Origin of the sequence: Microbacterium saccharophilum (assembly GCF_007992455.1) — a bacterium.
Taxonomy (GTDB): domain Bacteria; phylum Actinomycetota; class Actinomycetes; order Actinomycetales; family Microbacteriaceae; genus Microbacterium; species Microbacterium saccharophilum.
Map to the genome: position 1 here is coordinate 202,025 of NZ_BKAH01000002.1, position 20,913 is coordinate 222,937.

26 protein-coding genes are annotated in these 20,913 nt (G+C 70.5%); 22 read left to right on the plus strand and 4 right to left on the minus strand.

Annotated features, from left to right (window positions below; translation table 11 throughout):
- Window positions 1-2 precede the first annotated feature (2 nt).
- The 12 genes from rplX to MSA03_RS03025 all read left to right on the plus strand — a co-directional run bounded on the left by rplX (window position 3) and on the right by MSA03_RS03025 (window position 7,329).
- Complete coding sequence (gene rplX / locus MSA03_RS02970; RefSeq protein ID WP_028496523.1) at window positions 3-362, plus strand: 50S ribosomal protein L24; 360 nt, start codon at window positions 3-5, stop codon at window positions 360-362.
- A gap of 2 nt (window positions 363-364) precedes the next feature.
- Window positions 365-955, plus strand: coding sequence for a 50S ribosomal protein L5 (rplE, locus tag MSA03_RS02975; protein WP_028496522.1), 591 nt, complete (start codon window positions 365-367; stop codon window positions 953-955).
- Window positions 956-1,022: 67 nt separating this feature from the next.
- Window positions 1,023-1,421, plus strand: a complete 399-nt coding sequence (rpsH, locus tag MSA03_RS02980; protein WP_028496521.1) for a 30S ribosomal protein S8 — start codon at window positions 1,023-1,025, stop codon at window positions 1,419-1,421.
- A 6-nt stretch (window positions 1,422-1,427) separates the two neighbouring features.
- A complete protein-coding gene (gene rplF / locus MSA03_RS02985) occupies window positions 1,428-1,964 on the plus strand; it encodes a 50S ribosomal protein L6 (protein ID WP_028496520.1) in 537 nt (178 codons plus the stop codon).
- A gap of 2 nt (window positions 1,965-1,966) precedes the next feature.
- The gene (rplR, locus tag MSA03_RS02990) at window positions 1,967-2,326 is read left to right on the plus strand and encodes a 50S ribosomal protein L18 (protein WP_028496519.1); all 360 of its coding nucleotides are present in this window, start codon (window positions 1,967-1,969) and stop codon (window positions 2,324-2,326) included.
- Window positions 2,323-3,003, plus strand: a complete 681-nt coding sequence (gene rpsE / locus MSA03_RS02995) for a 30S ribosomal protein S5 (protein WP_028496518.1) — start codon at window positions 2,323-2,325, stop codon at window positions 3,001-3,003. The genes rplR and rpsE overlap by 4 nt, the downstream gene beginning before the upstream one ends.
- The gene (gene rpmD / locus MSA03_RS03000) at window positions 3,003-3,188 is read left to right on the plus strand and encodes a 50S ribosomal protein L30 (RefSeq protein ID WP_028496517.1); all 186 of its coding nucleotides are present in this window, start codon (window positions 3,003-3,005) and stop codon (window positions 3,186-3,188) included. Before rpsE ends, rpmD begins: the two co-directional genes overlap by 1 nt.
- Complete coding sequence (gene rplO / locus MSA03_RS03005) at window positions 3,188-3,787, plus strand: 50S ribosomal protein L15 (RefSeq protein ID WP_081782759.1); 600 nt, start codon at window positions 3,188-3,190, stop codon at window positions 3,785-3,787. Before rpmD ends, rplO begins: the two co-directional genes overlap by 1 nt.
- Before the next feature lie 100 nt (window positions 3,788-3,887).
- Window positions 3,888-5,213, plus strand: coding sequence for a preprotein translocase subunit SecY (gene secY, locus MSA03_RS03010; RefSeq protein WP_147049570.1), 1,326 nt, complete (start codon window positions 3,888-3,890; stop codon window positions 5,211-5,213).
- Window positions 5,210-5,803: an adenylate kinase gene (locus MSA03_RS03015; protein WP_147049571.1), complete on the plus strand. Its 594-nt coding sequence runs from the start codon at window positions 5,210-5,212 to the stop codon at window positions 5,801-5,803. The genes secY and MSA03_RS03015 overlap by 4 nt, the downstream gene beginning before the upstream one ends.
- Window positions 5,804-5,805: 2 nt before the next feature.
- Window positions 5,806-6,639, plus strand: coding sequence for a type I methionyl aminopeptidase (gene map / locus MSA03_RS03020; protein ID WP_147049572.1), 834 nt, complete (start codon window positions 5,806-5,808; stop codon window positions 6,637-6,639).
- 9 nt (window positions 6,640-6,648) lie between these two features.
- Window positions 6,649-7,329 (plus strand): DsbA family protein, encoded by a 681-nt coding sequence (locus MSA03_RS03025; protein WP_028496512.1) that lies wholly within the window; start codon window positions 6,649-6,651, stop codon window positions 7,327-7,329.
- Window positions 7,330-7,439: 110 nt separating this feature from the next.
- Here MSA03_RS03025 and MSA03_RS03030 read toward each other — a convergent pair whose 3' ends face one another.
- Window positions 7,440-8,405: a hypothetical protein gene (locus tag MSA03_RS03030; protein ID WP_231478669.1), complete on the minus strand. Its 966-nt coding sequence runs from the start codon at window positions 8,403-8,405 to the stop codon at window positions 7,440-7,442.
- A 467-nt stretch (window positions 8,406-8,872) separates the two neighbouring features.
- Here MSA03_RS03030 and infA point away from each other — a divergent pair, with 467 nt between their 5' ends.
- From infA to MSA03_RS03065, 7 genes are all read left to right on the plus strand, one after another.
- On the plus strand, window positions 8,873-9,094 hold the full coding sequence (infA, locus tag MSA03_RS03035; RefSeq protein WP_028496510.1) for a translation initiation factor IF-1: 222 nt from the start codon (window positions 8,873-8,875) through the stop codon (window positions 9,092-9,094).
- A 68-nt stretch (window positions 9,095-9,162) separates the two neighbouring features.
- On the plus strand, window positions 9,163-9,279 hold the full coding sequence (gene rpmJ, locus MSA03_RS03040) for a 50S ribosomal protein L36 (RefSeq protein ID WP_005050492.1): 117 nt from the start codon (window positions 9,163-9,165) through the stop codon (window positions 9,277-9,279).
- Window positions 9,280-9,432: 153 nt separating this feature from the next.
- The gene (gene rpsM / locus MSA03_RS03045) at window positions 9,433-9,807 is read left to right on the plus strand and encodes a 30S ribosomal protein S13 (RefSeq protein ID WP_028496509.1); all 375 of its coding nucleotides are present in this window, start codon (window positions 9,433-9,435) and stop codon (window positions 9,805-9,807) included.
- Between the two features lie 39 nt (window positions 9,808-9,846).
- Window positions 9,847-10,245, plus strand: coding sequence for a 30S ribosomal protein S11 (rpsK, locus tag MSA03_RS03050; protein ID WP_028496508.1), 399 nt, complete (start codon window positions 9,847-9,849; stop codon window positions 10,243-10,245).
- Between the two features lie 145 nt (window positions 10,246-10,390).
- Window positions 10,391-11,380, plus strand: a complete 990-nt coding sequence (locus tag MSA03_RS03055; RefSeq protein ID WP_028496507.1) for a DNA-directed RNA polymerase subunit alpha — start codon at window positions 10,391-10,393, stop codon at window positions 11,378-11,380.
- A 56-nt stretch (window positions 11,381-11,436) separates the two neighbouring features.
- On the plus strand, window positions 11,437-12,012 hold the full coding sequence (gene rplQ, locus MSA03_RS03060; RefSeq protein ID WP_028496506.1) for a 50S ribosomal protein L17: 576 nt from the start codon (window positions 11,437-11,439) through the stop codon (window positions 12,010-12,012).
- A gap of 79 nt (window positions 12,013-12,091) precedes the next feature.
- A complete protein-coding gene (locus MSA03_RS03065; RefSeq protein WP_147049573.1) occupies window positions 12,092-13,120 on the plus strand; it encodes a GNAT family N-acetyltransferase in 1,029 nt (342 codons plus the stop codon).
- Here MSA03_RS03065 and MSA03_RS03070 read toward each other — a convergent pair.
- Window positions 13,114-15,159 carry an acyltransferase family protein gene (locus MSA03_RS03070; protein ID WP_051956223.1) on the minus strand — a complete coding sequence of 682 codons (2,046 nt, stop codon included), beginning with the start codon at window positions 15,157-15,159 and terminating at the stop codon, window positions 13,114-13,116. The genes MSA03_RS03065 and MSA03_RS03070 overlap by 7 nt on opposite strands.
- Window positions 15,160-15,818: 659 nt before the next feature.
- Here MSA03_RS03070 and MSA03_RS03075 point away from each other — a divergent pair.
- From MSA03_RS03075 to MSA03_RS03085, 3 genes are all read left to right on the plus strand, one after another.
- Window positions 15,819-16,712 carry a carbohydrate kinase family protein gene (locus MSA03_RS03075; protein WP_147049574.1) on the plus strand — a complete coding sequence of 298 codons (894 nt, stop codon included), beginning with the start codon at window positions 15,819-15,821 and terminating at the stop codon, window positions 16,710-16,712.
- Window positions 16,713-17,955: 1,243 nt separating this feature from the next.
- The gene (truA, locus tag MSA03_RS03080) at window positions 17,956-18,831 is read left to right on the plus strand and encodes a tRNA pseudouridine(38-40) synthase TruA (protein ID WP_028494764.1); all 876 of its coding nucleotides are present in this window, start codon (window positions 17,956-17,958) and stop codon (window positions 18,829-18,831) included.
- Window positions 18,832-18,881: 50 nt separating this feature from the next.
- A complete protein-coding gene (locus MSA03_RS03085) occupies window positions 18,882-19,568 on the plus strand; it encodes an endonuclease/exonuclease/phosphatase family protein (RefSeq protein WP_028494763.1) in 687 nt (228 codons plus the stop codon).
- 58 nt (window positions 19,569-19,626) lie between these two features.
- Here the strand turns inward: MSA03_RS03085 and MSA03_RS03090 are convergent, their stop codons facing one another.
- Together MSA03_RS03090 and MSA03_RS03095 are read right to left on the minus strand one after the other, a co-directional pair.
- Window positions 19,627-20,178 carry an LPXTG cell wall anchor domain-containing protein gene (locus MSA03_RS03090; protein ID WP_147049575.1) on the minus strand — a complete coding sequence of 184 codons (552 nt, stop codon included), beginning with the start codon at window positions 20,176-20,178 and terminating at the stop codon, window positions 19,627-19,629.
- Between the two features lie 184 nt (window positions 20,179-20,362).
- Window positions 20,363-20,911, minus strand: a complete 549-nt coding sequence (locus MSA03_RS03095; RefSeq protein ID WP_147049576.1) for a cell wall protein — start codon at window positions 20,909-20,911, stop codon at window positions 20,363-20,365.
- Between the last annotated feature and the right edge of the window lie 2 nt (window positions 20,912-20,913).

Here is a 20,913-nt window from a genome sequence, read left to right on the forward strand (position 1 = left end):
TCATGGCCAAGATCAAGAAGGGTGACCTGGTTCAGGTCATCACGGGCGCCAAGCCCGAGCGCGGCGGCGACCGTGGGAAGCAGGGCAAGGTCCTCGAGATCCTTGTCGAGCAGAACCGCGTCATCGTCGAGGGCGTGAACTACGTCACGAAGCACAACCGCGTCGGCCAGTCCCAGCGCGGGACCAAGACGGGCGGCATCGAGACGATGGAAGCCCCGATCCACATCTCCAACGTCGCCGTCGTCGACCCCTCGACCAAGAAGCCGACCCGTGTCGGCCACCGGGTCGAGGACCAGACGAAGGACGGCGTGAAGCGCACCGTCCGCGTGCGGTACGCCAAGAAGTCAGGCAAGGACCTCTGAACATGAGCAGCACCACTGCCGCGGCGGCTGGCAAGATCCAGCCCCGCCTGAAGCAGAAGTACCAGGCCGAGATCAAGAAGGCCCTGCAGGAGGAGTTCGGCTACCCGAACGTCATGCAGATCCCCGGTCTCGTGAAGGTCGTCGTGAACACCGGTGTCGGCGAGGCAGCTCGCGACAGCAAGGTGATCGATGGCGCGGTCGACGACCTCGTCAAGATCACCGGCCAGAAGCCGGTCGTCACGAAGGCCCGCAAGTCCATCGCGCAGTTCAAGCTGCGTGAGGGCCAGGCCATCGGTGCGCACGTCACGCTCCGCGGCGACCGCGCCTGGGAGTTCATCGACCGTCTCGTGAACCTCGCGCTGCCCCGCATCCGCGACTTCCGGGGCCTCTCGCCCAAGCAGTTCGACGGGCACGGCAACTACACGTTCGGTCTGCAGGAGCAGTCGGTCTTCCACGAGATCAACCAGGACAAGATCGATCGCGTCCGCGGCTTCGACATCACGATCGTGACCACGGCGAAGACGGATGAGGAGGGCCGCTCGCTGCTGCGTCAGCTCGGCTTCCCCTTCACCGCTCCCGAGGTCAAGGCGTAACACCACCCACCACAGGTCGGATGCCGTGTAACGGCATCCGAAACCTGGTGAACAAAGGAAAACACTCATGACAATGACAGACCCGGTCGCAGACATGCTGACCCGTCTGCGCAACGCGAACTCGGCGCACCACGACACCGTGTCGCTGCCGAGCTCGAAGCTCAAGACGCACATCGCCGAGATCCTCCAGCGCGAGGGCTACATCTCCGGCTGGGAGGTCTCCGACGCCCGTGTCGGCCAGACCCTCACGCTGACCCTGAAGTACGGCCCGAACCGCGAGCGGTCCATCGCCGGCATCAAGCGCGTCTCCAAGCCCGGTCTGCGCGTGTACGCACGCTCCACCGAGCTGCCCACGGTCCTCGGTGGCCTGGGCGTCGCGATCCTGTCCACCTCCTCCGGTCTCCTCACCGACCGTCAGGCCGAGCAGAAGGGCGTCGGCGGGGAAGTCCTCGCCTACGTGTGGTGATCTGACATGTCGCGTATCGGACGTCTTCCCATCGACATCCCCGCCGGCGTCACCGTTTCGGTGAACGGCCAGGATGTCGCAGTCAAGGGCCCCAAGGGCGAGCTCGCGCTCACCGTGTCGAAGCCCATCGAGGTCAAGGTCGAGGAGAGCCAGGTCCTGGTCTCCCGTCCCGACGACGAGCGTGAGTCGCGCTCGCTGCACGGGCTCACCCGCACCCTGATCCACAACAACATCATCGGCGTCACCGAGGGCTACACTAAGGGCCTCGAGGTCGTCGGAACCGGTTACCGCGTGGCCCAGAAGGGTGCGGCCGTCGAGTTCGCCCTCGGCTTCTCGCACCCGGTGCTCATCGAGCCCCCGGCCGGCATCACGCTGACCGTCGAGGGCAACAACAAGCTCACCGTGAGCGGGATCGACAAGCAGGCGGTCGGCGAGGCCGCCGCCAACATCCGCAAGATCCGCAAGCCCGAGCCCTACAAGGGCAAGGGTGTGCGGTACGCGGGCGAGGTCGTCCGCCGCAAGGCCGGAAAGGCTGGTAAGTAATCATGGCTGTGAAGTCGAAGACCGACGCCCGCGCGCGTCGTCACACCCGCCTTCGCAAGAAGGTCGTGGGCACCGAGGCGCGTCCGCGTCTGGTCGTCACCCGCTCCGCCCGCCACGTCTTCGTGCAGGTGGTCGACGACAGCAAGGGCCACACGCTGGCATCCGCCTCGACCCTCGAGGCCGATCTGCGTGCGTTCGACGGTGACAAGACCGCCAAGTCCCGCAAGGTCGGCGAGCTCGTCGCCGAGCGCGCGAAGGCTGCCGGTGTGGAGGCCGTCGTGTTCGACCGTGGTGGCAACCGCTACGCGGGACGAGTCGCGGCGATCGCCGACGGCGCCCGCGAGGGAGGTCTGGACCTGTGAGTGAGAACAAGGAGAACGAAGTGACCGAGACGACGGCACCGGCTGCGGCCGAGGCTCCCGTCGAGCGCGAGGCTCGCGAGCCCCGTCGCGGCGGTCGTGAGCGCAACGCCAACCAGCGTGACCGCGGGTCGCGTGACGCCGACAAGAGCCAGTTCCTCGAGCGCGTCGTCACGATCAACCGCGTGTCGAAGGTCGTCAAGGGCGGTCGCCGGTTCAGCTTCACGGCGCTCGTCGTCGTGGGCGACGGCAACGGTCTGGTCGGCGTCGGCTACGGCAAGGCCCGCGAGGTCCCCCTGGCGATCTCGAAGGGCGTCGAAGAGGCCAAGCGCAACTTCTTCCGTGTGCCGCGCGTCGGCTCCACCATCCCGCACCCGGTGCAGGGCGAGGCCGCTGCCGGCGTCGTGCTCCTGCGTCCGGCCGCGGCCGGTACCGGTGTCATCGCCGGTGGTCCGGTGCGCGCCGTGCTCGAGTGCGCCGGCATCCACGATGTCCTCTCCAAGTCGCTCGGCTCGTCGAACACGATCAACATCGTGCACGCGACCGTCGCGGCTCTGAAGAGCCTCGAGGAGCCCCGCGCCGTGGCCGCCCGTCGTGGTCTTGACTACGACCAGGTCGTGCCGGGCATCATCATCCGCAACGAGGCCAAGGCCGCGGCTGCGCAGAAGGCAGGTGTCTGATGGCTAGCCGCCTGAAGGTGACCCAGGTCAAGTCCAAGGTGAGCGAGAAGCAGAACCAGCGTGACACGCTGCGTTCCCTCGGTCTGAAGCGGATCGGCGACTCCGTCGTCCGTCCCGACGACGCGCAGACGCGCGGCTACGTCAAGACCGTCGCGCACCTCGTGAAGGTTGAGGAGATCGACTAATGGCTGAGAAGAAGGACGAGACGGTCGAGGCCGTCGCGGCCGAGAAGGCCGCCCCGAAGAAGGCCGCCGCGCCGAAGAAGGCTGCCGCCAAGCCGGCTGCCGCCAAGGCGGAGAAGGCCCCCGCGAAGAAGGCCGCGTCCAAGGACGCGCCCGCCTCGCGCCCCGGTGTGCTCAAGGTGCACCACCTGCGTCCGGTCCCCGGATCCAACACCGCGAAGACCCGTGTCGGTCGCGGTGAGGGCTCCAAGGGCAAGACGGCCGGCCGCGGCACCAAGGGCCAGAAGGCCCGGTACCAGGTCAAGGCCGGCTTCGAGGGTGGGCAGATGCCCCTCCACATGCGCACGCCGAAGCTGCGCGGGTTCAAGAACCCGTTCCGCGTCGAGTACCAGGTGGTCAACCTCGACAAGCTCGCCGAGCTGTACCCGTCCGGTGGCGACGTCACCGTGACCGACCTCGTCGCCAAGGGTGCGGTCCGCAAGAACGAGAAGGTCAAGGTGCTCGGCACCGGCGACATCTCGGTCAAGCTCACCGTGGCCGTCGACAAGGTCTCGGGTTCCGCCGAGCAGAAGATCGTCGCCGCGGGCGGTTCGATCAAGTAGTCCAGCGGCAGGGGTCGGAGGCATGCCTCCGGCCCCTGTTGCCGTACTCTGGTAGACGGTGTCTCCCGAGGCACCGGCCACCCCACTGGAGGAAATGCCCTTGTTCAGCGCCATCGCGCGGGTCTTCCGCACTCCGGATCTCCGGCGGAAGATCGGCTTCACCCTGGCGATCATCGCCGTCTACCGCTTCGGTGCGCACATTCCGACGCCGTTCGTGGATTTCCCGAACGTGCAGTCGTGCCTGGACCAGTCCAGCGGGACCGAGGGGCTGCTGTCCCTCGTGAACCTGTTCTCCGGTGGCGCCCTCCTGCAGCTGTCGATCTTCGCCCTCGGCGTCATGCCGTACATCACGGCGACGATCATCGTGCAGCTCCTGCGCGTCGTCATCCCGCACTTCGAGACCCTCTACAAGGAGGGTCAGGCGGGCCAGGCGAAGCTGACGCAGTACACGCGGTACCTCACGATCGCGCTCGCGCTCCTCCAGTCGACGACGCTCGTGACCGTGGCCCGCTCCGGCCAGCTCTTCGGCAACACCGGCATCGCCGAGTGCCAGACGCTCCTCACCAACGACGCATGGTGGGCGCAGCTGCTCATGATCATCACGATGACCGCCGGCACCGGCCTCATCATGTGGTTCGCCGAGCTCGTCACCGAGCGCGGCGTCGGCAACGGCATGTCGATCCTCATCTTCACCTCGATCGCCGCGACCTTCCCGGCCGCGATGTGGTCGATCGCCCTCGCGCGCGGCTTCGAGGTCTTCCTGCTCGTCCTCGCCGTCGGCATCGCCGTGGTCGCCCTCGTCGTCTTCGTCGAGCAGTCCCAGCGCCGCATCCCGGTGCAGTACGCCAAGCGCATGGTCGGCCGGCGCACCCTCGGCGGGACGAACACCTACATCCCGATCAAGGTCAACATGGCCGGCGTCGTGCCCGTCATCTTCGCCTCGTCGCTGCTGTACATCCCGGCGCTCATCGCCCAGTTCAACCAGACGCCCGCCGCCGACGGCTCGGTCCCGGGATGGGTGGCCTGGATCCAGCAGTACTTCACGACCGGCGACTCGGCGCTGTACATGCTCGTGTACTTCCTCCTCATCATCGGCTTCACGTACTTCTACGTCGCGATCACGTTCAACCCGGTCGAGGTCGCGGACAACATGAAGAAGTACGGCGGCTTCATCCCCGGCATCCGCGCCGGTCGCCCCACGGCCGAGTACCTCGACTACGTGCTCACCCGGATCACGCTGCCGGGCTCGATCTACCTGGGCCTCATCGCCCTCCTCCCGCTCATCGCCCTCGCGACGGTCGGCGCCAACCAGAACTTCCCGTTCGGCGGCGCGTCGATCCTCATCATCGTCGGCGTGGGCCTGGAGACGGTGAAGCAGATCGACGCCCAGCTGCAGCAGCGACACTACGAAGGACTTCTGCGATGACCTCAGCCCCCGCTCGCCTCCTGATCATCGGACCCCAGGGTTCCGGCAAGGGCACCCAGGGTGTCCGCATCGCAGAGGCGCTCGGGATCCCCGCCGTCTCCACCGGTGACGTGTTCCGCGCGAACGTCAAGGAGGGCACCGAGCTGGGGCTGAAGGTCAAGGCCATCATCGACGCCGGCGACCTCGTCCCGGACGACCTGACGAGCGCGATCGTGCGCGACCGGCTGGCCGAAGCGGATGCCGCGGGAGGGTTCCTCCTCGACGGGTACCCGCGCAACCTCGGCCAGGTCGCCGACCTCGACGCGTTCCTCCAGGAGCGCGGCGAGGCGCTGACCGCGGTCATCGAGCTGTCCGTGCCGCGCGAGGAGTCGATCCAGCGCCTGTCGCTGCGTGCCGCCGAGCAGGGCCGCGCCGACGACAACGAGGAATCCATCGCCAAGCGCCTCGCGATCTACGAGTCCGAGACGGCACCCATCCTCGACGTGTACCGCGCCCGCGGCATCGTCGACGAGATCGACGGCGTCGGCTCGCTCGACGAGATCACCGAGCGCATCACGGCGGCCCTCGCCGCGCGCGCCATCTCGGCCTGATCGTGGGTCTTCGCCGCTCCCTGTACAAGACCCCCGCCCAGCTGCGGGCGATGGTCGAACCCGGCCTCATCACCGCCGCCGCCCTCGACGCCGTCCGCGCGCTCATCGCGCCGGGTGTCACGACGGGTGAACTGGATGCCGCCGCCGCCGACGTCATCCGTTCACGGGGTGCCGAGTCGAACTTCCAGCTGGTCCGCGGCTACCGCCACACGACCTGCATCTCCGTCAACGCCGAGGTCGTCCACGGCATCCCGGGGGAGCGCGTGCTCGAGCCGGGCGACATCGTGTCGATCGACTGCGGTGCGCAGTACCAGGGCTGGAACGGCGACTCGGCGATCACCGTCGTCGTGCCCGACCCGGCGCGGCCTGAGCTCGTCGCCGCGCGGCAGCGTCTGTCGGACGTGACCGAGACGTCGCTGTGGGCCGGGATCGCGGCGCTCGCGTCGGCGAAGCGCGTCGGCGAGATCGGCGACGCCGTGCAGACCTCGATCGAGGGATCCGGCGAGAGCTACGGCATCCTGCGCGACTATGTCGGGCACGGGATCGGCCGGCGCATGCACGAGGGGCCGACCGTGTTCAACTACCGCGTCGCCGACCTCGGGCCCGAGGTGCGGCCGGGGCTGTGCCTGGCGATCGAGCCGATGGTCACCGGCGGCTCTGACGAGACGTTCGTCGAGGACGATGACTGGACCGTCACGACGGTCGACGGCAGCGACGGCTCCCACTGGGAGCACAGCGTCGCCGTGCATGATGGAGGCATCTGGGTGCTCACCGCGCCCGATGGCGGAGCTGCCGGACTCGCGCCCTTCGGCGTCGTGCCGGCGCGGATCGGTTAAGGGGTTCTCATGGCAACGGCAGGCAAGACCAACTGGTTCGCGATCTGGGTGAGCGCAGCGGTGCTCGTCGTGCTCGCGCTCGTGATCGGCCTGGTCGTGTGGATGAACAACGCCGCGACCGACCCCGGGACGCCGCCGAGCGGGTCGGGGGTCAACCAGGAGACCGGCGCCGTCGTCGTTGGCGACGGGGAGCAGACCCTCGACACCTACATCGACTTCATGTGCCCGATCTGCGGCCAGTTCGAGGAGGCGTACGGCGAGGAGATGCTGAGCCTCGTCGAGGACGGCACGATCACGCTGAACATCCACCCCATCGCGATCCTCGACCGGTACTCGCAGGGCACCGCGTATTCGACCCGCTCGGCCAACGCGATGTACTGCGTCGCCGAGGCGGACCCCGACGCCGCCGTGCCGTTCATGCAGGCCCTGTTCCAGAACCAGCCCGAGGAGGGCTCGACCGGCCTGACCGACGACCAGATCCTCGAGATCGCCGCGGGCGTCGGCGTCGACGGGATCGACGAGTGCGTCACCGAGGTCCAGTACGAGAAGTTCGTGGCCGCGAAGACCGAGGAGACCCCGGTGCAGCCCGGCGCCTCCGGCATCGGCACCCCGACGCTCGTGGTCAACGGCGAGGTCATCGCCAACTCGACGATCCCCGCCGTGGGCGAGTTCGCCTCGCTGTTCGAGTAGGTTCCGGGGGGTCGGGGTCGGGGTCGCGGCGGACCTTGCATGGCGCCGAGAAACCACATCCAGCACGAGACATCACGCGAGGCGTGGTTTCTCACGCCGGATGTGGTTTCTCACTGTCCGGGAGGAAGTGAGCGCGGGTTGCGGCGCAGCGTCGCGAGGAGCGCGGGTCGCGGCCGGCGCACCGCAGGAACCCCGGCGCGCAGCAGGGCGAGGCGCAGCGGCTCGACGCGGACGGCGTCGGCGTAGTCCCAGCGCGCGAACGCGTGGCCGTGGCGGCGGAGGCGATCCTCCCGGCGCTTCTCCTCCCGGAGGCGCTGCTGAGCTCCCGCCGGATCGTCGAGGCCGTACTTCCCCCACCCGTCGGACTCGCCGATGACGCCGACCGAGGCGAAGAAGAAGTCGACGCGGTCCAGTGCTCCCTCGTAGCGGAACTCCCGCTGCAGTTCGGGCGCCTCGAGGCCGCTCCAGAGGATGACGGCGCGGCTGATGCTCTCACCGGGGGACTCCGACCGCGAGTCGATCATCGGCCAGAGGAGCTCGAGGCGCGCGCGGCCGCGGCGCGTGCACTGCGTCGAAGCGCGGCCGCGCAGCTCGTCGACGTCGAGCGACCCGCCCTGCGCGGGGGACACCGCCGCGTCGGCGACCGCCAGCGCATGCGCCGGCGGGAGGATGCGGGCCAGGTCGACCACCGTGTCGGCCACATCGGTCACCGCGATGCCGGCGACGAGCTGCACCGCCCGGCCGTCGGCGCTGGTGTGCACGGCGACGTCGCCGAATCGACGGGATGCCGCGCGGTCGGGGTCGTAGACGTGGATGTCGCGCGGGTGCCCGAACAACGGGAGGTCGTGCACGACGGCGGCAGACTCGAGGCAGAGGATCGCATCCGGGTGTGCACGGGTGAACGCCTGCACCCGGACCTGATACCGCTGCCACCCGGCCAGAGACTCCCACACCCGGCCCTCGATGTAGATGCCGGGACGCACTCGGCGGTAGGCCGGAGAATGCACCCGCGTCCCGAGCGCGCGGGCTTCTTCGATGGTGATGAGCGGGGCGGGCGACAGGAGGGTCGGAGCCATCGGCATCCGCTCATCGTCGTCGCTCCGCGGCGCGCACGCACCGCATCCGCCACGCCGGTGGACGGGATCCGTCTCCGCCTCGCCCTGTGCAGGAGACGCCGGACACCCTTGCTCGGCCCGCGTCCGGCCTCGTCGGCGCCCTGAGAAACCATTTCCTGCACGAGAAACAGCGACAGCCGTGGTTTCTCATGCCGGATGTGGTTTCTCATGCCAGATGTGGTTTCTCGGCGCGGCGGCGGGCGGGGCGGGGCCCGGCAACGCGGCGCGGCTACGCGGGGCGGCGGCGCGGCGGGGGAAACGTGCCCCGCACACGCACCGCGGGGCGGGGGCGAACCGGGGCCGAGTTGCCGGAGGCCCCGATACCACGTACACTTGATCTTTGGTGCCTTGCGCCTTTATTGGCGTGTCGAGGCACCGAACCCCATCCACCCGCAGACCGGCCGGTCTGCACAAGCGACAACGAGGCTATGGCTAAGAAAGACGGTGTCATCGAGATCGAGGGCGTGATCTCCGAAGCGCTGCCCAACGCGATGTTCCGCGTCGAGCTCACCAACGGACACAAGGTCCTGGCCACGATCTCGGGCAAGATGCGGCAGAACTACATCCGCATCATCCCGGAGGACCGCGTCGTCGTGGAGCTCTCGCCCTACGATCTCACGCGCGGACGCATCGTCTACCGCTACCGCTAGACCGGCTGAGAAGTAACGGCCCGAGCACGTCTGTGCCCGGGTACGAAGACAGCGAAACAGGAAACATCATGAAGGTCAACCCCTCCGTCAAGCCCATCTGCGACCACTGCAAGGTCATCCGCCGCCACGGGCGCGTCATGGTGATCTGCAAGTCCAACCCGCGCCACAAGCAGCGCCAGGGCTGACGTGAAGCGGATGCCGTCGGCATCCGCCCCGCGAACCCACAACTCAATACACACACAGGCAGGAACAAGAACCGACCTCGGTCGGGGACACCTCGGGCGGAGGCCCGGGCACCGATCCTGCTCCACACCTCCATCACTCCCTAGGAGAACCGCATGGCACGTCTTGCCGGCGTTGACATCCCGCGCGACAAGCGCGTTGTGATCGCGCTTACCTACATCTACGGCGTCGGCCGTACCCGCTCGGTCGAGATCCTCAAGGCAACGGAGATCGACGAGAGCATCCGGGTCAAGGACCTCACTGACGAGCAGCTCGTCACGCTCCGCGACCACATCGAAGGCAACTACAAGGTCGAGGGTGATCTCCGCCGTGAGGTCGCCGCCGACATCCGCCGCAAGGTCGAGATCGGCTCCTACGAGGGCGTCCGTCACCGCCGCGGCCTCCCGGTGCGCGGTCAGCGCACGAAGACGAACGCGCGTACCCGCAAGGGTCCCAAGCGCACCGTCGCCGGCAAGAAGAAGGCGCGCTAGGCCTCCGCCGGCGCCCCAAGGATTTAGGGAGAACGCAAAATGGCACAGGCCAAGAACGCCGCGCGCAAGCCGCGCCGCAAGGAGAAGAAGAACATCGCGCTGGGCCACGCCCACATCAAGTCGACGTTCAACAACACGATCGTCTCGATCACCGACCCGTCGGGCGCCGTCATCAGCTGGGCGTCCTCCGGTGGCGTGGGCTTCAAGGGCTCGCGCAAGTCGACCCCGTACGCGGCCGGCATGGCCGCCGAGTCGGCTGCCCGCCAGGCCGCCGAGCACGGTGTCAAGAAGGTCGACGTCTTCGTGAAGGGTCCGGGCTCGGGCCGCGAGACCGCGATCCGGTCGCTGACCGCCGCCGGCCTCGAGGTGGGGTCCATCCAGGACGTCACCCCGCAGGCGCACAACGGCTGCCGTCCCCCGAAGCGCCGCCGCGTCTGATCATTCGGAGCCGGGGCACCTGACGGTGCCCCGGCTGCCGCCGTTTCCCGGAGGCCGCGACTCATGCGGCATCCGACGACAAAAACTCAAAACCTCACCAACTGCACGTGTCAAATAGCGGTCACGTGACTGAAAGGAACACATAGTGCTCATCGCACAGCGTCCCACTCTGACCGAGGAGAAGATCGGCGAGTTCCGCAGCCGGTTCGTCATCGAGCCCCTGGAGCCCGGTTTCGGTTACACCATCGGCAACGCGCTGCGTCGCAGCCTGCTGTCCTCGATCCCCGGCGCCGCGGTCACCAGCATCCGCATCGACGGTGTGCTGCACGAGTTCAGCACCATCCCGGGCGTGAAGGAGGATGTCACCGAGATCATCCTCAACATCAAGCAGCTCGTGGTCTCCTCCGAGCGCGACGAGCCCATCACGGCGTACCTCCGCAAGACGGGCGCCGGCGAGGTCACCGCGGCGGACATCTCCGCTCCCGCGGGCGTCGAGGTGCACAACCCCGACCTGGTCATCGCGACCCTGAACGACAACGCGAAGTTCGAGCTCGAGCTGACGATCGAGCGTGGCCGCGGCTACGTCTCGGCGACGCAGAACCGCAACGAGTACGCCGAGGCCGGTCAGATCCCGATCGACTCGATCTACTCGCCCGTCCTCAAGGTCAGCTACCGCGTCGACGCGACCCGTGCCGGGGAGCGCACCGACTTCGACAAGCTGGTGCTGGATGTCGAGACGAAGTCCTCGATCTCGGCTCGGGATGCCGTCGCTTCGGCCGGCCGCACGCTGACGGAGCTGTTCGGTCTCGCCCGCGAGCTGAACGTCGAGGCCGAGGGCATCGAGATCGGCCCGGCGCCGGTCGAGCAGGTCCTCACCAACGAGCTGTCGATGCCGATCGAAGACCTCGACCTGTCGGTGCGTTCGTACAACTGCCTCAAGCGCGAGGGCATCAACACGGTGTCCGAGCTCGTCGCCCTCTCGGAGACGCAGCTCATGAACATCCGCAACTTCGGCCAGAAGTCGGTCGACGAGGTGCGCGACAAGCTCATCTCGCTCGGCCTGTCGCTGAAGGACTCGGTCCCCGGGTTCGACGGCGCGCACTTCTACGGCGGATACGACGACGAGACCGTTTGAGTCGACTCCGGCTCGCCCGGGTCTCTCGCTGACACTTTTCAACTGGAGTAACTGACATGCCCAAGCCCACCAAGGGTCCCCGCCTCGGAGGCGGCCCCGCCCACGAGCGCCTGCTGCTTGCGAACCTCGCCGCGGCCCTCTTCACGCACAAGTCCATCACCACGACCGAGACCAAGGCCAAGCGCGTTCGCCCGCTCGCCGAGCGTCTCATCACGTTCGCCAAGCGCGGCGACCTGCACGCGCGTCGTCGCGTGCTCGGCGTCATCGGCTCCAAGGAGGTCGTGCACGTCCTCTTCACCGAGATCGCGCCGCTCGTCGCCGAGCGTGAGGGTGGCTACACCCGCATCACGAAGATCGGCAACCGCAAGGGCGACAACGCCCCCATGGCCGTCATCGAGCTCGTCCTCGAGCCGGTGAAGCCGAAGGCGAAGTCCGCCAAGAAGGCCGCCAAGGCCGCTCCCGCCGCCGAGGCTCCGGCCGAGGAGACCCCGGTCGAGGAGGCTCCCGTCGAGGAGGCCGCCGAGGCTCCGGTCGAGGCCGACGAGACCGCCGCCGCCGGCGCCGAGTCGCAGGAGGAGGGCGCTGCCGCTGAGGCCGCCGCCGAGGACGCCGTCGAGGAGAAGTCCGCGTAAGGCTCCGCACCGTGTGAAAGGCCCGCTCCCTTCGGGGAGCGGGCCTTTCCGCGTCCGGGCGGCTCGGTACGCTGGAACGGTGAGCACTGACGACCTGCCTCTCGCCGAGCGTCTCGGACCGACGCCGGATCCCGCCCCGCCGGCGCACCCGGACGTCGCGGAGTGGCGCCCCGCGAGCCTGGGCGAGATCGACGCGATGCACAGCGTCTACGCGGCCGCGGCGCCCGTCGATCACCCCACCTACACGACGCCCCGGGAGGAGCTCGAGGAGACGCTCGAGCTCAGCCACGTCGACTCCATCCGCGACACCCTCGTCGGCTTCGCCGCGGACGGCACCGCCGTCGCCGTCGGCATCGCGATGCCGCACGCCGACCGCTCGTCGGTGGTCCGCGCCTACCTCGACGGCGTCGTGCACCCGCAGTGGCGGCGGCGCGGGATCGGCACCGCGGTGGCCGAGTGGGAGCTCGCACGGGCACGTCAGCAGTTCGCCGAGTCGGGCTCCCCGCTGCCGGCGGAGGCCGTCATGTACGCCGATGAGCGCGACGCCGGCGCGGTCGTCATCGCGGAGCGGCTGGGGCTGCAGACCGAGCGCTGGTTCACGAGCATGGTGCGCGACAGCGCGGCCCCGCTCCCGGATCTCCCCGAGCCCGACGGCATCCTGGTCGTGCCCTTCACCCCCGAGATGCGCGACGCGGGGCGCGCGGCGCGCAACGACGCCTTCCGCGACCACTGGGGGAGCCTGCCGACCGACCCGGAGCGCTGGCAGCAGTTCGTCGGCGGCCCGTTCTTCCGCCACGATCTCTCGCGCGTCGCCGTGGTGGGCGACCGCATCGTGGCGTTCTGCCTGGCGTCGGTGAACGAGGACGACTGGGTGACGCTCGGCGCCTCGAACGCGTACATCGACCTGATCGGCGTCGTGCGGGATCACCGCCGGAGGGGCCTCGCGCCGCTCGTCGTCTCGCGCACGCTGGCCGCGATCGCGGAGACGGGCCTGGAGAAGGCGGTCCTCGATGTCGACACGGAGAGCCCGACGGGCGCGAACACGCTCTACGAGCGGCTGGGCTTCACGGCCACCGACCGCTCACGCGCTCTCGTGAAGCACTACTGAGGCCGGCCGCCCTCCCGCACCGGGATCGCGTGGCGGATCGACCACAGCAGGTCGGCGGCCTCGTAGCGCGCCTGCAGCTGCTCGTCCTCGACGCGCTGCACGGCCGTCGCGACGGCATCCGCGAACACCTTCCCGCCCGCCGCGCCCGGATGGATCCGGTCGCTCGCCAGCAGGTCGGTCCGGTCGTCGATGGCCGCCGACCAGTCGGCGATCGAGACGCCGCGATGGGATGCCGCGAACGCGGCGATCTCCTGATTGACCCCGGGGATCCAGTCGCGGGGTGCGAAGGCATTGACGAGGACGAGGTGGCGGGCCGGTCCGACGATGCGGGCGACGTCCTCGAGGGTGGCGCCGTCGACGGGGCCGTTGGTCCCGAGCGCGACGACGACGTACTCGCGCAGCTGACCCTGGTCGGCGAGGCGGGTGAGGATCTCGGGCGCCGTCCACATCGACCGGGACACCTCCGCATCGACATGGATGCCGGGGAAGGTCTCGAGCAGTCCGGGAGCCGATGCCAGCATGACGGAGTCGCCGATCGCCGTGACGCGGTCGCCGGCGACGTGTGCGGATGCCGGCGGAGCCGGGCGGTCGTCGGCGAGGCGGCACGGGGCCGCGGTATCCCCGGCGGGCAGCTGCGGGCCGGGCGTGGCGCAGGGGGTCGGGCTCGGGGCCGCGGCCGCGGGTGGGGCGGCGTCGGGGGCGGCGGGGACGGTCGGGGCCGGGGGTGCGGCGGGGGCGGGCGGGGCTTCGGGCCCCGCTGCCGCGTCGGCGAGGGCGCGGTCGAGTGCGTCCTGACCCGCTTGCACGACGGCCTCGCTCGAGGTGGTCTCCGGCGCCGCCGCCACGGCGGCCGTCGTCCCACCGAGCAGCACGGCGCCGGCCACGATCGATGCGACGGCGCCGAACCGGCGCGCGGGGGACGACGCCAGCCGCGCGCGCACCCGCCGCCCGACCCCGCGGAACCCGTGCACGCGCACCGGCTGCTCGACGAACCGGTACGACAGCTCGGACAGCACCAGGGTCAGGACGGCGGCGGTCGCGCCCGCGGCGACGGGCACACCGGCATCCGCCGTCGTGCCGCTGCCTGCCGCCGTCACGAGCACGACGAGCGGCCAGTGCCACAGGTAGATGCCGTAGGAGCGTTCGCCGATCCAGCGCAGCGGCGCGATGTCGAGCGTGCGACCGAAGAGTGACCCCGGCCGCACCGACACCACGATGACGACGCCGGCGAGCACGGATGCCGCGACGAGGGCGCCGGGGAAGGTCACGGCATCCGTCGTGGGCGTCATGGTGGCGAGCGCGACGAGAGCTGCGAGCGCGGCCGTGCCGAGGACCGGTCCCATGAGGCGGACCGCGAGCGGCGGCGCCGTGCGGGTGGTGGCGCCCTGCAGGGCGAAGGCGAGGGCGACGCCCAGGAGCAGTCCGAACGCGTGGCTGTCGGTGCCGTAGTAGGTGCGGGTGGGCTCCGCCGTCGCGAGGAGCGTCACGGCCCACGCGGCCGACCCGGCGCCGAGCGCGAGGGCCGCGGCGGTGCGCAGCCAGCGTCCGGGCAGCAGGAGGAAGAGGGGGAGGAGGAGCGGCCAGAGCAGGTAGAACTGCTCCTCGACGGCGAGCGACCAGAGGTTGCGGAACACTTCGGGCTGCGAGGCCGTGAAGTACGAGGCGCCGGTCGCGAGCGACAGCCAGTTGTAGGAGAACGTCGCCGCCCCGGCGACCTGCAGGCCGAGCCCGACGAGCACGTCGCCGCCGATCAGCCAGGCGGCGGAGGCGCACACCGTGACCACCGCGACGAGCGCGGGGACGAGGCGGCGGGCGCGGCGGATCCAGAACGGGCCGAGCGCGATGCGGCCGTTCCGCTCGCGCTCGCGCAGGAGCAGCGAGGTGATGAGGAACCCGGAGATCACGAAGAAGACGTCGACGCCGATGAAGCCGCTCTGCAGCAGCCAGGCGGGGAACAGGTGGTAGATCACCACCAGGAGGACGGCGACGGCGCGCAGGCCGTCGAGGCCCGCGAAGCGCGCGGAAGCGGAAGAAGTCATAGGGGGGGGAGGAGGTGCGACGGAGGCTCGGAGACGTCCCATCCAGTCTACGTTTCGACCCTGCCCTGGTCGGTGCCCGGCGGCGCGCGTCGCGGGGGTGCGCGTGGTGCCGCCGCGGGGTGCGCGGCGCCGAGAAACCACATCGAGCGTGAGACATCACGCGTGCCGCGGTTTGCGATGCTGGATGTGGTTTCTCACGGGGCGGGGGATGCCGGGCGGCCGGGGCGTGCGCGGGGCGCGGCCCGGGCGCCCGGCGCCGCCACCGGGCCGAGCCCCCGGGCCGAGCCCCCTGGGCCGGGCCCCCACCGGGCCGAGCGCTCACCGGCCCGGCGCCCCCACCGGGCCGAGAAACCACATCGAGCGTGAGACATCACGCGTGCCGCGGTTTGCGATGCTGGATGTGGTTTCTCACGGGGCGGGGGATGCCGGGCGACCGGGGCGTGCGCGGGGCGCGCCGGGGTGCGGCGGGGCGTGCGCGGGGCACGTGCCGCGGTGTGCGCCCCGTCCCGGGCCGAGAAACCACATCGAGCGTGAGACATCACGCGTACCGTGGTTTGCGATGCTGGATGTGGTTTCTCACGCGGCGGGAGATGCGGGGCGGCGGGGGCGTGCGCGGGGCGCGTGCACCTGGGAGACTCGGAGCGACGCAAGGAGGCGCGGTGGAACAACGGGTGCTCGTCATCGGCGAGGCGCTGATCGACATCGTCGAGAGCGCGGACGGCTCGCGCGAGCTCGTCGGCGGGAGTCCGGCGAACGTCGCGGTCGGTCTCGCGCGTCTGGGCCACCTCACGGCGCTGCAGACGCGCATCGGGCACGATCCGCGCGGGGCACGGATCGCCGAGCACCTCGCCTCGTCGGGCGCGGCCCTGACGCCGCAGTCGTGGGGGGATGCCGCCACCTCGACCGCCCGCGCGCGGCTGGGTGCCGACGGGTCGGCCTCCTACGTGTTCGACATCGACTGGCGGATCCCCGTACCGAACCTCGATGGGATCGGCCTCGTGCACTCCGGGTCGATCGCGCTGTTCCTCGAGCCCGGCGGGGCAGTGGTGCTCGAGGCGCTCCGGCATGCGGCGCGGGGCGCCGCGCTCGTGTCGATCGACCCCAACATCCGGCCGGCGCTCGTCGGCGACCGCGACGCCGCGCTGGCCCGGTTCGGCGACGCGGTCCGTGCCGCGGATCTCGTCAAGCTCAGCGACGAGGACGCGGCGTGGTTGTATCCCGGCAGCCAGCCCGAGGAGGTCCTCGCGGACATCGCCGCGCACGGCGCGCGGCTCGTGGTCATGACGCGCGGATCCGCCGGGGCGATGGCGCTCGGGCCGGACGGCATCCTGGAGGTGCCCGCCTGGCCGGTCGACGTCGCGGATACGATCGGCGCGGGCGACGCGTACATGGCGAGCCTCGTCTCGAGCGCCCTGGACGATCCGATGCTGTTCACCTCCGAGGCCGCGGTGGAGCGCGCGATGCGCCGCGCAGCGGTCGCCGCGGGCATCACCGTGTCCCGGGTGGGCGCGAATCCGCCGACGCGCGCCGAGGTCGACGCCGCGCTGCGCTGACCCGAGAACCGCGGGCTGCGCTTCGCCGCCGGGCATCGCCGCGTTGCCACGACGCGTCGGGCGCAGCATCCCGCCGTCGCGCAGCCGACCCAACGGCGGAGATCCTGCGTGCGTCGGCGGGCAACCGCATCCGATCGGTGTGCCCGGGCACGGAATCCGCCGCTCGGACGAGGGACCGGCGCCGCGATCCCAAGAGCCCGATGCGACATACCGCGCATGGATTCGTCCTCAGCGCCGAACATCGGACATGCTGGGAGCAGCGCTCGACGTGAGACGACCCCTCCCCCCAGTGAGGTCGACGGCGGCGCCGCGACAGCGCCATCCCGCTCTGCGGGCTGGAGACGCTCTCGCTGGTTGTGGCCGGCGCGTGCGGGCACCCCCCAATGGCCCCCGCGCCGGTCACAACCAGAAGCCCCGGCAGAACCGTGCTCCAACGTGGGCGACGATGTACGCATCATCGCCCACGTTGCGGCTGGCAATTCCCCCCGGACACCAACCGTATGAGCGACCCCTCCCCAGCGGGGCGTGAGAGAAATGTAACCCCGGGCCCGGACATGGCCTACCACCGGGGGAACATCTTGCGAGGCTCTTGCGCTGATCTTGCGCTTCCTGCGGTTGGGTGTCTGAGCCTTGCTCTGCGCCGACCTGCGGATGCGTGGCCGCGCCTTCATCCGCGCCGAAGTGCGGGTGCGTGGCCGGGCGACCCGCACTTCGGCGCGGGCGAAGAGTCGGTCGTGGATTCATCGGCGCCGATGTGCGGGTGTGCCGTCCGACCCGCACTTCGGCGCGAACAAAGGATCGGCCGGGGGCGAAGGGTCACGCTCCCGCGGCACGCGCAGGGCTCCCGAGCTTCATCCGCGCCGAACTGCGGATGCGTGGCCGCCTGACCCGCACTTCGGCGCGGGCGAGGAGTCGGTCGTGGATTCATCGGCGCCGATGTGCGGGTGTGCCCGCGCCTGACCCGCACTTCGGCGCCCGCGAACCGCGAGGCGGGGCGGGTCGGCGCGAGCGAACCGCGAGGCGCGAGGCGGGGCCGGTCGGCACGAACGAACCGCGAGGCGGGAGGCGAGGCCGGTCGGCGCGAGCGAACCGCGAGGCGCGAGGCGAGGCGGGTCGGCGCGGGGCGAACCGCGAGGCGGGGTCCAACCCGCGGCAGCGCCCCCGCCCGCCACACGGCCCCGCCCCGCCCCGCCAACCCCGAGCCGAGGCGGGGCCCAACCCGCGCCCGCCGTAGGCTGGGTGTGTGCGCATCCGCCTCGACATCGCCTACGACGGGACGCATTTCCGCGGGTGGGCGCACCAGCCCGGGCTCCGCACCGTGCAGGGCACGATCGAGGGCGCGCTCGGCCGCATCCTCGGCGGCAGCCCTCGCCTCGTCGTCGCGGGCCGCACCGACGCCGGCGTGCACGCGAGCGGCCAGGTCGCGCACGTCGACCTCGACGAGGCGCAGCAGGGGCGGCTCCTGCAGCGGCGCCCGCGGCACGACGCGACCGACCCGGTCGACGCCCTCGCCCCGCGGATCGTGGGCGTGCTGGGCCAGTATCCCGACGTGACGGTGCGCCGCACGTCCCTCGCGCCCGAGGGCTTCGACGCCCGCTTCAGCGCCGTGTGGCGGCGCTACGCGTACCGCATCGCCGACCGCCGCACCGGCTACGACCCCATGGAACGGCATCGCACCACGACCGTCCGCGCGCACCTCGACGAGCAGGCGATGGATGCCGCGGCCCGCTCCCTCATCGGGCTCCACGACTTCGCGGCCTACTGCAAGCCGCGCGAGGGCGCGACGACGATCCGCACGCTGCTCGAGTTCGACTGGCACCGCGACGCCGCCGGCATCCTCATCGCCAACGTCAAGGCCGACGCGTTCTGCCACAGCATGGTGCGGGCGCTCGTGGGCGCGTGCGTCGCGGTCGGGGAGGGGCGCCTGGACGTGGAGGATGTCGCGTCGCTCCGCGACGACGGCGTGCGCACGAGCGAGTTCAAGGTGCTCGCCGCCCGCGGCCTCAGCCTCACCGAGGTCGGCTACCCCGCGGACGACCTGCTCGCCCTGCGTGCCGAGCAGACGCGCGCCCGCCGCGTGCTCGGCGACGGCAACGACGACACCGACGACGACGACTGACGGCACGCGTGAAGCCCGCCCATAGGGCGTGCGCATAGGGTGGGAGGGTCATGAAGGTCATCTCGTACAACCTCCGCAAGCACCGCGCCGCGGGCGAGCTCGCCGGCCTGATCGGGCAGCACCACCCGGATGTCGTCTGCCTCCAGGAGGCCGACACCAGCGACATCCCCGACGAGATCGGCGGGCTGCGGCTGGCCGACGCGACATCCCGCAACCGGCTGGGCCTCGCGGTCTACTACCGCGAGAACACGTTCCGGCTCATCGAGGCGAGGTCGATGTCGCTGAAGAAGTCGCTGCACGACCGCGTGCTGAAGCCCGCGGAAGAGCGGATGCTGGGCGTGCGCCTGCACGACATCGACCACAACCGCGAGCTCATCGTGGCGTCCTTCCACGCGGCGCCCCTCACGGCACTGAACTCGCTGCGGCGCCACCAGATCGGCGCGGCGCTCGCGGAGCTGTCGACCCTGGGCGACGATCTGCCGATCCTCATGGTCGGCGACTACAACTACCCCGTGTTCAAGGAGAACCTCGGGCAGAAGGTGCGCGCGCAGGGCTACGAGCTCACGCTCAGCGATGTGCGCACATACACGCGGTACAAGTTCTTCCGCGGGCACTACGACTTCGCCACGTCGGTGTCGTTCGACATCGAGACGGTGCGCACCCTGCCGCAGGGGCAGAGCGACCACCTGCCGATCCTCGTGGTGGCGGAGCCGGTGGCGGCCAGCGCCGTCGCATAGACGATCACAAACAGAAACGCCCCCGAGCCGAAGCTCGGGGGCGTTTCGCGTACGTAGATCAGGCCGTGGCCTGGCCGCGCTGACGACGGACCGTGGTCGCGACGGCGATGCCGCCACCGGCGAGCAGCAGGGCGCCGCCGCCGATCCACAGGCCGAGGAGCTGGCCGCTGTCGCCGCCCGTGTTGGGAAGCGTCGAGCCACCCGACGCGGCCGCGACCGTGATCGTGGCCGTGGCGGACGCGGTGGAGGTCGCGCCGGTCGCGGTCAGCGTGTAGCTGCCGGTCGCGTTGCTCGGGAGCGTGACGGTCGGTGCGACGGCGCCGGCGGCGGTCGCGGTCTTCGAGCCGATCGGGACGTTGGTCTGGTAGACGAACTTCGCCGCGGCGAGGGTCGCACCGGAGGCGTTCTCGCCGGTGAGGAAGAAGCGCACCAGTTCGTTCGGCGCGAAGCCGGTGAAGGTGATGGTGACGGGGGCGCCGGGGGCGATGGTCACGGTGCTGCCCGAGGGGACCGTCGGGTTGTAGGTCGTCGCGTTGGCGGCGATGGGGGCGAACACGAGGCCGGCCGCGAGTGCGACGGTGGCGACGGCCTGGGGGAGACGGAGCTTCATGAGCATCCTGCTTTCAGTTCGGGGAGGGGGGAGTCCCTGACCATCAATGCATTGTGGAGCGGTCAGCCAAGGAATAGGTTCGTCCCGGCAAGTATTCAGGAATGCGGCCGGATCCGCAAATCCCTTGGGTTACGCTCACGTAAACTTCCGGCCGGTCGCGGAAACAATCGTTGCGTGCGACCCGTCAGGAATCGCGTCGACGCGAGCGCCGTACGGCGGCCGCGATCGCGATCGCGGCACCGGCGACGACGAGGACCCCGCCGCCGATCCAGAGGCCCAGCAGCTGGGTGCTGTCGCCGCCCGTCACGGGCAGCTGGCCGTCCGCCGCGACGGTCGCACTGGCGACCCCGCCGGCCGACGTCGCGGAGATGGCCTCGATGTTGTAGACGCCGCTCGCGTTGCTCGGCAGCGTGATCGACACGGGCGCGAGCGCACCGGTGGCGGTGGAGGTGCGCACCGTGCTGCCGGTGGAGACCGCGAACTTGACGAATGCGAAGCTCGCCCCGGCGCCGTTCTCCCCTGTCACGGTGATCGTGACGGTCTCGTTCGCGCCGAAGGTCGCGCCGCCGCAGGAGAAGTCGAGGGTCTCGTTCGCGCCGGCGGCGCTCGGGCTCACCGAGCACGCGTCCGACGGCGGGTAGATGACGCCCGCGGCGACCGCAGCTTGGGGCAGCGCGAGGGCAGAGCCCACGACCACCGCCGCCGCGAGGGCGAAACGAGTCAGTCGGCGCATGG